Genomic DNA, 12,256 nt, shown 5'->3' with positions numbered 1-12,256 from the left:
CCGGCGCGTCCTGCCGGAACCACACCGCACCGCGCGGTAACCTCTCCTCGAACGCGTGTTCGGCGCGGCGAAACTGGTGCGGGAGGGTGATCGGTGCGAGTGCTCGGCGTGGACCCCGGGCTGACCCGGTGCGGGCTCGGCGTGGTGGACGGGGGCACCGGGCGTTCCGTCAGCTGCGTGGCGGTGGACGTCGTGCGCACCCCGGTCGACGACACGCTGGAGCGGCGCCTGCTCGCGGTCGCCGACGCCGTCGAGCACTGGCTGGACACCTACCGGCCGGAAGCCGTCGCCGTCGAGCGCGTGTTCAGCCAGCACAACGTGCGCACCGCGATGGGCACCGCCCAGGCCGGGGGAGTGGTGGCGCTGTCGGCCGCCCGGCGCGGCCTGCCGGTGGTGTTCCACACCCCGAGCGAGGTCAAAGCGGCCGTCACCGGTAGCGGGCGCGCGGACAAGGCGCAGGTCACCGGCATGGTCACCCGGCTGCTCGGGCTCGCGCGGGCGCCGCGGCCCGCGGACGCCGCCGACGCGCTCGCGCTGGCGATCTGCCACCTGTGGCGCCAGCCGATGCGCGACCGGCTCGCCGAGGCCGAGGCGCGTGCGGCCGAGCTGGCCCGCGCCCACAAGGCCCGCCTGGCGGCGGCGGCGAAGACGGCCAATACCGTGTCGCGGACGACGGTGACGCGGCGCGCGAACACGCGGACGCCCGGGAAGGGAGTGCGGGGATGATCTCCTCGGTGCGGGGCGAGGTCCTTTCGGTCGGGCTCGACCACGTGGTGGTGGAGGTCGGCGGGGTCGGGCTCGCGGTGCAGGCCACCCCGGCGACGCTGGCCACGCTGCGCCGCGGCGAGCAGACCCGGCTGCACACGGCGCTGGTGGTGCGCGAGGACTCGCTGACCCTGTTCGGGTTCGCCGACGCCGAGGCCCGCGAGCTGTTCGGGCTGTTGCAGACCGTCTCGGGCATCGGGCCGCGCCTGGCGCTGGCCGCGCTCGCGGTGCTCGACCCGGACAAGCTGCGCACCGCGCTCGCCGAGGGCAACATCACCGTGCTCACCCAGGTCCCCGGCATCGGGCGCAAGGGCGCCGAACGGCTCACCCTCGAACTGCGCGACAAGGTCGCCGCGGTCGGTGGCACCGCCGAGTCCGCGGCCGCCCCGGCCGCGGGCGCGGTGCGGGCCGAAGTCGTCGAGGCGCTGACCGGTCTCGGGTTCCCGGCCAAGCAGGCCGAGCAGGCCGTGGAGAAGGTGCTGGCCGCGGGCACGGCGGAGGGCACCCCGGCCGTGCTGCGGGCCGCGCTGACCACCCTCGGGCGCAAGTGAGGCCGGTCCAGCGTGCACGATGAGGACGTGACCGAGCACCCGGCCGACGAGACCCTCTCCGCGCTGCCCCAGCAGGGTGAGCGCGAGGTGGAGACGACGCTGCGGCCGAGCAGGCTCACCGAGTTCATCGGCCAGCCGCGGGTGCGTGAACAGCTGGAACTGGTGCTGGAAAGTGCCCGGCGTCGCGGTGTCCCGCCGGATCACGTGCTGCTGTCCGGACCGCCCGGCCTGGGCAAGACGAGCCTGGCGATGATCGTCGCCGCCGAACTGGACGCCTCGATCCGCATCACGTCCGGTCCGGCGCTGGAACGCGCCGGTGACCTCGCCGCGATGCTGTCCAACCTGGCCGAGGGTGACGTGCTGTTCATCGACGAGATCCACCGCATCGCCCGTCCCGCCGAGGAGATGCTCTACCTCGCGATGGAGGACTTCCGCGTCGACGTCGTCGTCGGCAAGGGACCCGGCGCCACCAGCATCCCGCTGGAGATCGCCCCGTTCACCCTGGTCGGCGCCACCACCCGGTCGGGCGCGCTGACCGGGCCGCTGCGCGACCGCTTCGGGTTCACCGGCCAGATGGAGTTCTACGCCGACGACGAGCTCGACCAGGTCGTCAAGCGCTCGGCGAAGATCCTCGACATCACCGTCGACGACGACGGCAGCGCCGAGATCGCCCGCCGCTCGCGCGGCACGCCGCGGATCGCCAACCGGCTGCTGCGCCGCGTCCGCGATTACGCCGAGGTGCGCGAGGACGGCCACGTCACGCTCGGCGTGGCCCGTGCCGCGCTGAAGGTCTACGACGTTGACGAGCTGGGCCTGGACCGGCTCGACCGCGCCGTGCTCTCGGCGCTGGTGCACTCCTTCGGCGGCGGCCCGGTCGGGGTGTCGACGCTGGCGGTCGCCGTCGGTGAGGAACCGACGACGGTCGAGGAGGTGTGCGAGCCCTACCTGGTGCGCGCCGGTATGCTCGCGCGCACCCCCCGTGGCCGGGTGGCGACAGCGGGTGCCTGGGAGCACCTGGGACTCCGCCCGCCCGCCCGTGGAGACCAGCCAGGGCCTACGCTGTTCGACTGACCGGGTGCTCGCCGGGGCAGTGGCGCCTGGCACACTCGAATGAGACATCCGGACAAATAGGTGCGGCGGCTCGCGGCCGTGGCGCCGAATGGAGAATCATGGAACAGCTTTTCCTGCCGTTGCTGCTCATGCTCGTCGTGGCGATCCCGCTGGTGATGGGCACCCGGAAGCAGAAGCGGGCCGCGCAGGAGCAGCAGAAGCTGCAGAGCAGCCTGTCCGAGGGTGACCGGGTGATGACGACCTCCGGTCTGTACGGCACGGTGGCCGACACGACCAGCGACACCACGATCGACATCGAGATCGCGCCCGGCGTCGTGACGACCTGGCTGCGCCAGGCGGTGCGTGAGAAGGTCGCGCCGGAGGTCGCCGACGAGATCGACAACGACTCCGACGACGACACGGTCGACACCGAGACCGTGGCCGAGCCGGTCGAGACCCCCAAGGCCGAGGCCGACGAGAAGCCCGGCCCGCAGATCGCGCCGCCGCTGGAGCACGAGAAGAAGTAGGCCCACTGTGCGGGCAACCCCGGCGTCCGGCGGAGACGCCGGGGTCAACGCCGCGTTCACAGCGCGGCGAGTAGTGTCTGCGTACCGCCGCTGAGTGACCGGCGGCAGTCCGCGTAGTTGACCGTCGAGGAGAACCACCACCGTGGCACCACCGGCCGGGCGGATCCGCCCGGGACGCTATCTCGGCTTCTTCGTCCTGATCGTGGTCGTGCTCTACGCCCTGGTGTTCTTCACCGGCGGCGGGAAGCCCACGCCGAAGCTGGGCATCGACCTGCAGGGCGGCACCCGGGTGACGTTGAGCGCGCGCACGCCGGACGGTTCGGAGCCCTCTCGCGAGTCGCTCAACCAGGCCCGTCAGATCATCGAGACCCGCGTGAACGGCATCGGTGTCAGCGGCACCGAGGTGGTCCTCGACGGCAACAACATCGTGATCACGGTGCCGGGCGAGCAGGGCGACCAGGCCAAGAAGCTGGGCCAGACCGCGCAGCTGGGCTTCCGCAAGGTCCTCGACCTGCAGCAGGCGACCACCCCGCCGGTGACGCCGCCGGCCGGGCAGGCCGAGGACCCGGCCGTGATCCAGCAGGCCAAGGACACCCGGCAGGCCGCGGACCTGGTCACCGGCAGCGGCGACACCCTCGCCGCGGGTGCCACGGCCTCCCAGGCGCTGACGGCGTTCCAGTGCTCGACCCAGGACCCGTTGCGCGGCAACGACGACCCGAACCTGCCGCTGATTGCCTGCGACCAGACCGGCACCGCGAAGTACCTGCTCGGCCCGGTGTTCCTCAAGGGCACCGAGATCGACTCCGCCGCCGCGTCGCCGCCCGCTCAGAACAAGCCGCAGTGGACGGTGGACCTCACCTTCAAGTCCGAGGGCCGCCAGGTCTGGGCGGACTTCACCACCAAGAACGTCGGCCAGAACGCGGCGTTCGTGCTCGACACCCAGGTCGTGTCGGCGCCGACGATCCAGAGCGCCATCCTCGACGGGCAGACGCAGATCCAGGGCAGCTTCGACCAGCAGTCGAGCAAGGATCTCGCGGACATCCTGAAATACGGCTCGCTGCCGCTGTCGTTCACCTCGTCCGACGCCACCACCGTGTCGGCGACGCTCGGCCTGGCCTCCCTCGAGGCCGGTCTGATCGCCGGCGCCATCGGCCTGGCGCTCGTGTTCGTCTACTGCCTGGTCTACTACCGCCTGCTCGGGGTGCTGACGATCGTCTCGCTCGCGCTGTCCGGCGCGATCGTCTACGCGGTGCTGGTGCTGATCGGGCGCTGGATCAACTACACGCTGGACCTCGCCGGCGTCGCGGGCCTGATCATCGCCATCGGCGTCACCGCGGACTCGTTCGTGGTGTTCTTCGAGCGGCTCAAGGACGAGATCCGCGAGGGCGGGCGCAGTTTCCGCTCCGCGGTGCCCCGCGGCTGGGTGCGCGCGCGGCGCACGATCCTCGCCTCGGACGCGGTCATGTTCCTGGCCTCCGCGGTGCTCTACGCGATCGCCGTCGGCGACGTCCAGGGCTTCGCCTTCACCCTGGGCATGTCGACGGTGCTCGACCTGATCGTGGTGTTCCTCGTGACGCACCCGCTGGTCGCGCTCGCCTCGCGGTCGAAGTTCCTGTCCCAGCCGAAACTCACCGGTCTCGGCGGCGTGCAGACGCTGGCCGCGCAGCGCCGGTCCGCGCGCAAGGAGCCCGCCGGCGCGGGCGCGAAGGAGTCCTGACGTGGCTGACGAGACGACCACCGAGACCTCGGGCGCCACGCCGGCCGCGAAGCCGGCGAAGAAGGAGGGCGTGTTCCACCGGCTCTACGTCGGCACGGGCGCGTTCGACATCGTCGGCAAGCGCAAGCGCTGGTACCTCTTCTTCGCGGTGCTGGTGCTGGTGTGCATCGCCTCGATCGGCATCAAGGGGTTCAACCTCGGCATCGAGTTCGAGGGCGGCACCCAGATCCAGATGCCCGCTCGCGGGGTGAGCGGCGAGATCACCGCCGACGCCGTCAAGGACGCGTTCGCCGACGCGCTCGGCGAGCAGCCGGACTCGGCCCAGACGGTCGGTGTCGGCGACGCGGCGACGATCGAGGTGCGGTCGGACACGCTGGACGCGGACCAGGTCGCGCAGGTCAAGCAGACGCTGTTCGACGAGCTGCAGCCACTGGGCGCGAACGGTCAGCCCAGCGCCCAGGCCATCAGCGACAGCGCGGTGAGCGCGTCCTGGGGGCAGGAGATCTCCCAGCAGGCGCTGATCGCTCTCGCCGTGTTCATGGTCCTGGTGACGGTGTTCCTGGCGATCTACTTCGAGAAGTGGATGGCCGTCACCGCGCTGATCGCGCTGATCCACGACATTCTCGTCACCGCGGGCGTCTACTCGCTCGTCGGCTTCGAGGTGACCCCGGCGACGGTGATCGGCCTGCTGACGATCCTCGGGTTCTCCCTGTACGACACGGTGGTGGTGTTCGACAAGGTCAAGGAGAACACCCGCGGAATCCTCGGCCTGACCCGGCGCACCTACGCCGAGGCGGCGAACCTCGCGCTGAACCAGACGCTGATGCGCTCGATCAACACCGCGGTCATCGCACTGCTGCCGGTGCTGGGCCTGCTGGTCGTCGGGTACATCCTGCTCGGCTCGGGCACGCTGCAGGATCTCGCGCTGGTGCAGCTGGCCGGCATGCTCGCCGGTGTGCTGTCGTCGGTGCTGCTGGCGACGCCGATGCTGGTGGACTTCAAGATGCGCGACCCCAAGTACAAGCAGCAGGCCGAGCGGGTGCGCAACCGCCGCGCGAGCCAGGCCCGCAAGGCCGCCGAGCGCGACGCCGACTTCGACCCGGCCGACGACGAGTCGCTGGACGCCGAGCTGCGCAAGGAGAAGGCGTACGCGGCGGCGGCGAGCGTCCCGGCGCGGACGCAGAAGCAGCAGCCGCGGCGGGGCCGCCCCTCGGGCAAGCGGAAGCGCTGAGCGGTGGACCTGGAGCGTGCGCTCGGCCTGATCGCCGAGGTGCCGGACTTCCCCGAGCCCGGTGTCCTGTTCCGCGATCTGTCGCCGCTGTTCGCCGACGCCGCCGGGTTCCGCGCGGTGGTCGACGCGCTGGGTGACACGGTCGATCCGGGGACGGACCTGCTGGCCGCGGTCGAGGCGCGGGGGTTCCTGCTCGCCGCGGCCGTCGGCTACGCCCGCGGGCTCGGCGTGGTGCTGGTGCGCAAGCCCGGCAAGCTGCCGAGCGTGGCCGGGCGGGTGGACTACGCGCTGGAGTACGGCACGGCGGCGCTGGAGCTGCCCTCCGGCGTGGTCACGTCCGGTCAGCGCGCGGTGGTGGTCGACGACGTGCTGGCCACCGGAGGCACCGTCGCGGCGGCCTGTGAGCTGCTGGAGAAGGCCGGTGCCACGGTCTCCGGCGTATCGGTCGTGATGGAGCTGAGCGCGCTCGACGGGCGGTCGGCGCTGACCGGGCGCACCGTCTCGTCGCTGCTGAAGGTCTGACCGCTCGGCGCGCCCGGCGGGCGCTCGGCGCGGCGGGGAACAAGCCCGCCCGCCGAGGGAGTTACGCTTGGTGGTCTAGGAGCCGCGCGATCAGCAGGAGGTGGGCTTGAGCCAGGAGCTCGAAAGCCCGGCGCCCGCCCGGGAGACCGCCGACAACCGCGGCGCGCAGCCGCCGCAGGGGGTCACCCGGGCCCCGTCCGCCACGCGGCGTGTCCGCGCCCGGCTCGCCCGCCGCATCACCGCGCAGCGCGCCGCCCCGGTCAAGCAGGTCCTCGAACCCCTCGCCGCGATCCACCGCGACCTGCACCCGAACGCGGACCTGAGCCTGCTGCAGCGCGCCTACGACGTCGCCGAGGAGCTGCACCGCCACCAGCGGCGCAAGTCCGGCGACCCCTACATCACGCACCCGCTCGCGGTGGCGACCATCCTCGCCGAGCTGGGCATGGACACCACCACCCTCGTCGCGGCGCTGCTGCACGACACGGTGGAGGACACCGGCTACGCGGTGGAGCAGCTGACCGCCGACTTCGGCGACAAGGTCGCCCAGCTCGTCGACGGCGTCACCAAGCTGGACAAGGTCAAGCTGGGCACCGCGGCCGAGGCCGAGACCATTCGCAAAATGGTCATCGCGATGGCCCGCGACCCGCGCGTGCTGGTCATCAAGCTCGCCGACCGGCTGCACAACATGCGCACCATGCGCTTCCTGCCGCCGGAGAAGCAGGTCCGCAAGGCCAAGGAGACCCTGGAGGTGCTGGCCCCGCTGGCGCACCGGCTGGGCATGGCCACGGTCAAGTGGGAGCTGGAGGACCTCGCGTTCGCGATCCTGCAGCCCAAGAAGTACGACGAGATCGTCCGCCTGGTCGCCGACCGCGCCCCGTCGCGCGACATCTACCTGCGCAAGGTGATCGACGAGCTGACCGGCGCGCTCGGCGGCTCCCGCCTCACCGCGAAGGTCGAGGGCAGGCCGAAGCACTACTACTCGATCCACCAGAAGATGATCGTCCGCGGCCGCGACCTGGATGACATCCACGATCTGGTGGGCGTGCGCATCCTGGTCGAGGACGTGCGCGACTGCTACGCGGCGATGGGTGTCGTGCACGCGCTGTGGCAGCCGATGCCCGGCCGGTTCAAGGACTACATCGCCCAGCCGCGCTTCGGCGTGTACCAGTCGCTGCACACCACGGTGATCGGACCGGACGGCAAGCCCCTGGAGGTGCAGATCCGCACCTACGAGATGCACCACACGGCCGAGTACGGCATCGCCGCGCACTGGCGCTACAAGGAGACCAAGGGCACCCATCACGGCCAGTCCGTCGACATCGACGAGATGGCGTGGATGCGGCAACTGCTCGACTGGCAGCGGGAGGCCGCGGACCCCGGCGAGTTCCTCGACTCGCTGCGCTACGAGCTGGCCGCGCGCGAGATCTTCGTGTTCACGCCCAAGGGGGACGTCGTCACGCTGCCGGTCGGTGGCACGCCGGTGGACTTCGCCTACGCCGTGCACACCGAGGTCGGGCACCGCTGCATCGGCGCCCGCGTCAACGGCCGTCTCGTCGCGCTGGAACGGAAGCTGGAAAACGGCGACGTCGTCGAGATCTTTACCTCCAAGGCGGAGAACTCCGGGCCGACGCGGGACTGGCTGACCTTCGCAAAATCGCCCAAGGCGCGCGCGAAGATCCGCCAGTGGTTCGCCAAGGAACGCCGCGACGAGGCCATCGACGCGGGCAAGGACGCGATCACCAAGGAGGTCCGCAAGGTCGGGCTTCCGATGCAGCGCCTGATCTCCGCCGAGGCGATGGGCGCGCTGGCGGCCGAGCTGCACCACTCCGACATCAGCTCGCTCTACGCCGCGGTCGGCGAGGGGCACGTCAGCGCCAAACACGTCGTGCAGCGGCTCGTGGCGCTGATCGGCGGGGTCGAGGAGGCCGAGGACGAACTCGCGGCGCGGTCGACGCCGTCGACGGTCACGCGGCGCCGCGCGTCCAACGACGTCGGCGTGGTGGTCAAGGACGCCACCGACGTGTGGACGAAGCTCGCGCGCTGCTGCACGCCGGTGCCCGGCGACGAGATCCTCGGGTTCGTCACCCGCGGCGGTGGCGTCAGCGTGCACCGCACCGACTGCACCAACGCCGAGGACCTGCGCGCGCAGCCGGAGCGGCTCCTCGAAGTCGAATGGGCGCCCTCGGCCAACTCGGTGTTCCTGGTGTCGATCCAGGTCGAGGCGCTCGACCGGCACCGCCTGCTCTCCGACGTGACGAAGGTGCTGGCCGACGAGAAGGTCAACATCCTCGCCGCCTCGGTGCAGACGTCGCGGGACCGGGTCGCGGTCAGCCGGTTCACCTTCGAGATGGGGGACCCGAAGCACCTGGGGCACGTGCTGAAGGTGGTGCGGGGCGTCGAGGGCGTCTACGACGTGTACCGGGTGACGTCGGCTTCGTAGCTCATCGTCGGGCAGGTTCCCGGCAGGCCGCTGGGGAAGAACTACAGCCGGTGGGTGGGTGGTGGCGTGCCTCACGGCGCGCCACCGCGCCGGGCCTCTACTGTCGGCGCATGGCGCCAGGACTGGAGTTCACGCGGGATGGGGAAGTGGCCACGCTGACGTTCGCGCGGCCGGAGAAGAAGAACGCGATCTCCCGCGACATGTGGGCGGCGATCCCGGACGTGGTGGCCGAGGTCGAGGCCGATCCGGCGCTCAAGGTGCTGCGGTTGACCGGGGCGGGCGCGGATTTCTCCGCGGGCGCGGACATCAGCGAGTTCGGCAGCCTGCGCTCCACCGCGGAGGGTGCCGCCGCCTACGACAAGGTGGTCGAGGGCGCGGTGACGGCGCTGGCCGGCCTGACCAAACCGACCGTCGCGGTGATCCGCGGCAACTGCATCGGCGGTGGCTGCCAGATTTCGGTCGCGTGCGACTTCCGCTTCGCCGAGCGCGGCGCCCGGTTCGGCATCACCCCGGCGAAACTGGGCATCGTCTACGACTTCCGCTCCACCCGCCAGCTGGTGTCGCTGATCGGCCCGGCGCACGCGCGGTTCTTCCTGCTGTCGGGACGGCTGATCGACGCCACACGGGCCCGGGAGATCGGGCTGGTCAACGACGTGTTCGCCGATCTGGAGGGCGAGGTGTCCGCGTTCGTGGCGACGCTGTGCGAACGATCGCAGGCCTCGATCCGCGGGATGAACCGGATCATCGGCAAGATCCTCGACGGCGCCGCCGAGACCGACGAGGAGATCGAAACGATCCGGTCGGCCGCCATCCACGGCGAGGACTACGCCGAGGGAGTGGCCGCGTTCCTGTCGCGCCGCCCACCGGAGTTCACGGCCTCCTGACGCGGAAGTGGCCTCCGTCCGAAGCGGACGGAGGCCACCGCGGCGAGATCAGCTGACCTCCACCGCCGTGAACTTGACTTCCATGTTGGGCTTGCCGCCGCCCGGGCTGGGGTCGAAACTGCCGTCGTGCCCGGCCTTGGCGACCTTGTCGAGCACGTCGAGACCGGCGTCGGAGATGGAGCCGAACACCGTGTAGTCCGGGCTCAGCTCGGCGGGGCCGTAGACCATGAAGAACTGGCTGCCGTTGGTGTTCGCACCGGCGTTGGCCATCGCCAGCAGACCGCGGCCGTAGGTCAGCTCGGGGAACGTCTCGTCGGCGAACGAGTAGCCGGGGCCACCGCTGCCGGTGCCGGTCGGGTCACCGCACTGCAGCATCATCAGGCTCGCGTCGGTGCCCAGGCGGGCGCACGCGGTGTCGGTGTAGAAACCCTGCCGCGCCAGGCTGAGGAAGCTGTTCACCGTGCACGGCGCGAGCGCGCGGTCCAGCGTCAGCGGGATGTCCCCGGCGGTGGTCTTGAGCGTCACGTTCACCGTGCCGGCAGACGAGATGTCCTTGCCCTGCGGCGGGTTGTTCGGCTTGGCCGCGGGCTGGTCCGGCGTCGCCGGGTACTCGCACTGCACCGGGTTCGCCAGCGGCGTCGTGCGCTGCGGGACCGCGGCGCGCTGCGTCGGGATGTTCAGTTCCGAGCTGGGCGCCGTGGTCGGGGAAGCGGCGGCATCGCCGTCATCGCCGCCCTGGGTCGCGAAGAACACCACCAGCCCGGCGACCACCACCACCGCGCCGACGGTCGCGCCGACGCCGACGATCTTCCGGCGTTTCGCCTGCTCCGCCCGGCGGGCCATCTGCCGCTCGAGCTTGCGCTTCGCGGCCTCACGGCGCTGCTGGTTGGTCGCCACCTGCCCTCCAGAATTCCACTCGACGTCACCGATCGGGTGGCGGCAGTCTATGGGCACAGCCTGTGAGGACCCTGTACAGCCCCGGTTAGGGTGGGGTGCCGGACATCGCGGAGGTGGATTCTCGTGCTCGTCGTCGGGTTCGCAACCGGCGCGCTGCAGGCCAACTGCTATCTGCTCGCGCCCGGTCCGGACGCTCCGTGCGTGATCGTCGACCCCGGGGAGGGCGCGGCGGAGCGCATCGCGGGCGAACTCGCCGAGCACCGCCTGATCCCGGCCGCGGTGCTGGCCACCCACGGCCACCCGGACCACGTCGCCGATGCCGCGGTGTTGACCACGGCCCACGACGTTCCGCTGTGGATCCACCCCGCCGACCGCGGCCTGCACCACACCATGCCCGCCGACGTCCGTGAGCTGTCCGGCGCGCCGCTGGAGCTGGCCGGGCTGGTGATCGCCGTCGACCTGGTGCCCGGTCACACCGACGGGTCCGTGGTGTTCCGCGTCGCGACGCCCGAGGGCGGACGGCTCGCGCTGACCGGTGACACGCTCTTCGCGGGTTCGATCGGACGGGGTGACCAGCGGCGCCTCGGCGAGTCCCTGCGTGACACGCTGCTGCCGCTGCCCGGCGACACCGTGGTGCTGCCCGGGCACGGCCCGGCCACGACGATCGGCCGCGAGCGGGCAGGCAATCCGTTCCTGAGCGGGGCGCGCAGCGTCGTCCCGGTGCCGTGATGGGGGAAGGTGTGACCGAGGAGCCGGGGAAGCAGGCCGAACCGCAGCGGCTGGCCCTGCACCAGGAAGATCGGGGGCAGGCGCGCAAGCGGCTGGTCTCCGGCCTGGTCGGCGTGCTGATCATGGCCGCGGCGTTCGGCGGTATCGCCGGGCTGATCGGCGGCCGGATCGCGGGCCTGGTCGCCGCGCTGGTGATCGGGCTGCCGCTGCTCTACGTGGTGCTGTGGAACGTGCGGCGCAAGCTCTGGCTCGAGGGCACCGCGGTGCTGGTGCGGACGTGGCGCACCCGCCGGGTGGACCTGGCCGCGGCGAAGCGGATCGACCTGCTGGTCACCGACGTGCGGGGCGCGCGCACGGTGAGCCTGCTGTTCAACTCCGGGCAGCGCGGGCAGGTCGTCAAGATCGACGTCGCCGTCTACAGCGGTACCGGTGGGCGCGAGATGCCGATCCTCACGCTGCGGCGGCTGGCCGACGCGCTGGCGAACAACATCGAAGCCAACGGCCTGGTGTTCTCCGAGCTGCTGGTGGCGCAGCTGCGGGCCGAAGCGCGGGGTGCGGGCGTGTCCGAGCGGCCGCTGTACCAGCTCGCCTCCGCGGCGCCGTCGGGCAAGATCGCGCAGCGGTTCACGATGGAGGCCGTGAGCCGCTTCGTCGCGCGGCTGGGGTGACCGGTTCCTGGCCGTTGCGGCCGCCGAGCCGGTTCTCGATCGCGGCCAGCTGCTCCCGGATGCCCTCCAGCTGGTAGACGATCTCGGGCAGCTCCTCGGCGGCGAAGGTCGCGAGCCGTTCCAGGTGCTTGGCGGCGTCGCGCAGTTCCGTGAGCGCGGTGGCGATCCGCGGCAGGCTCGCCAGTGTCCGGTAGCCGGCGCGGGCGGTGCGCGCCACGCCGAGCGACAGGCGCCGCGGCAGTGCGTGGACGACCAAGACCCCTCCCTCGGGGATG

The 12,256-nt window shown here is 71.6% G+C and carries 13 protein-coding genes; 11 read left to right on the top strand and 2 right to left on the bottom strand.

Features of this window, described 5'->3' with window-relative positions; genetic code table 11:
• Positions 1-93: 93 nt before the first annotated feature.
• The 9 genes from ruvC to HNR02_RS28865 all read left to right on the top strand — a co-directional run bounded on the left by ruvC (position 94) and on the right by HNR02_RS28865 (position 9,687).
• Positions 94-726 (top strand): crossover junction endodeoxyribonuclease RuvC, encoded by a 633-nt coding sequence (gene ruvC / locus HNR02_RS28905; protein WP_179776784.1) that lies wholly within the window; start codon positions 94-96, stop codon positions 724-726.
• Positions 723-1,316 (top strand): Holliday junction branch migration protein RuvA, encoded by a 594-nt coding sequence (gene ruvA / locus HNR02_RS28900; RefSeq protein ID WP_179776782.1) that lies wholly within the window; start codon positions 723-725, stop codon positions 1,314-1,316. Before ruvC ends, ruvA begins: the two co-directional genes overlap by 4 nt.
• A 12-nt stretch (positions 1,317-1,328) precedes the next feature.
• Entirely contained in the window at positions 1,329-2,387 is a 1,059-nt protein-coding gene (gene ruvB / locus HNR02_RS28895) for a Holliday junction branch migration DNA helicase RuvB (protein WP_376772964.1), read from the top strand.
• Positions 2,388-2,485: 98 nt separating this feature from the next.
• Positions 2,486-2,893: a preprotein translocase subunit YajC gene (yajC, locus tag HNR02_RS28890; RefSeq protein ID WP_179776779.1), complete on the top strand. Its 408-nt coding sequence runs from the start codon at positions 2,486-2,488 to the stop codon at positions 2,891-2,893.
• Between the two features lie 142 nt (positions 2,894-3,035).
• On the top strand, positions 3,036-4,610 hold the full coding sequence (secD, locus tag HNR02_RS28885) for a protein translocase subunit SecD (protein WP_179776777.1): 1,575 nt from the start codon (positions 3,036-3,038) through the stop codon (positions 4,608-4,610).
• Between the two features lies 1 nt (position 4,611).
• Positions 4,612-5,841 carry a protein translocase subunit SecF gene (gene secF, locus HNR02_RS28880; RefSeq protein WP_179776775.1) on the top strand — a complete coding sequence of 410 codons (1,230 nt, stop codon included), beginning with the start codon at positions 4,612-4,614 and terminating at the stop codon, positions 5,839-5,841.
• Between the two features lie 3 nt (positions 5,842-5,844).
• Positions 5,845-6,363 (top strand): adenine phosphoribosyltransferase, encoded by a 519-nt coding sequence (locus tag HNR02_RS28875; protein WP_179776773.1) that lies wholly within the window; start codon positions 5,845-5,847, stop codon positions 6,361-6,363.
• A gap of 106 nt (positions 6,364-6,469) precedes the next feature.
• Positions 6,470-8,803 (top strand): RelA/SpoT family protein, encoded by a 2,334-nt coding sequence (locus HNR02_RS28870; protein WP_179776771.1) that lies wholly within the window; start codon positions 6,470-6,472, stop codon positions 8,801-8,803.
• 110 nt (positions 8,804-8,913) lie between these two features.
• Positions 8,914-9,687: an enoyl-CoA hydratase-related protein gene (locus HNR02_RS28865; RefSeq protein WP_179776770.1), complete on the top strand. Its 774-nt coding sequence runs from the start codon at positions 8,914-8,916 to the stop codon at positions 9,685-9,687.
• A 48-nt stretch (positions 9,688-9,735) separates the two neighbouring features.
• Here the strand turns inward: HNR02_RS28865 and HNR02_RS28860 are convergent, their stop codons facing one another.
• A complete protein-coding gene (locus HNR02_RS28860) occupies positions 9,736-10,584 on the bottom strand; it encodes a peptidylprolyl isomerase (protein ID WP_179776768.1) in 849 nt (282 codons plus the stop codon).
• A 123-nt stretch (positions 10,585-10,707) separates the two neighbouring features.
• Between HNR02_RS28860 and HNR02_RS28855 the strand changes: the two genes are divergently transcribed.
• Together HNR02_RS28855 and HNR02_RS28850 are read left to right on the top strand one after the other, a co-directional pair.
• Positions 10,708-11,313 carry an MBL fold metallo-hydrolase gene (locus HNR02_RS28855; protein ID WP_179776766.1) on the top strand — a complete coding sequence of 202 codons (606 nt, stop codon included), beginning with the start codon at positions 10,708-10,710 and terminating at the stop codon, positions 11,311-11,313.
• On the top strand, positions 11,313-11,981 hold the full coding sequence (locus tag HNR02_RS28850; RefSeq protein WP_179776764.1) for a hypothetical protein: 669 nt from the start codon (positions 11,313-11,315) through the stop codon (positions 11,979-11,981). Before HNR02_RS28855 ends, HNR02_RS28850 begins: the two co-directional genes overlap by 1 nt.
• Here HNR02_RS28850 and HNR02_RS28845 read toward each other — a convergent pair.
• Positions 11,938-12,237, bottom strand: coding sequence for a hypothetical protein (locus HNR02_RS28845; RefSeq protein WP_179776762.1), 300 nt, complete (start codon positions 12,235-12,237; stop codon positions 11,938-11,940). The two genes, HNR02_RS28850 and HNR02_RS28845, sit on opposite strands and share 44 nt — an antisense overlap.
• Positions 12,238-12,256 lie beyond the last annotated feature (19 nt).

This window comes from Amycolatopsis endophytica, from assembly GCF_013410405.1.
GTDB classification, from domain to species: Bacteria; Actinomycetota; Actinomycetes; order Mycobacteriales; family Pseudonocardiaceae; genus Amycolatopsis_E; species Amycolatopsis_E endophytica.
This window is presented reverse-complemented; position numbering and strand designations above follow the sequence as displayed.

Coding starts and splice junctions, on each gene's coding strand:
- ruvA (WP_179776782.1), top strand. CDS start 723: ATGATCTCCTCGGTGCGGGGCGAGGTCCTTTCGGTCGGGCTCGACCAC.
- yajC (WP_179776779.1), top strand. CDS start 2,486: ATGGAACAGCTTTTCCTGCCGTTGCTGCTCATGCTCGTCGTGGCGATC.
- HNR02_RS28865 (WP_179776770.1), top strand. CDS start 8,914: ATGGCGCCAGGACTGGAGTTCACGCGGGATGGGGAAGTGGCCACGCTG.
- HNR02_RS28850 (WP_179776764.1), top strand. CDS start 11,313: ATGGGGGAAGGTGTGACCGAGGAGCCGGGGAAGCAGGCCGAACCGCAG.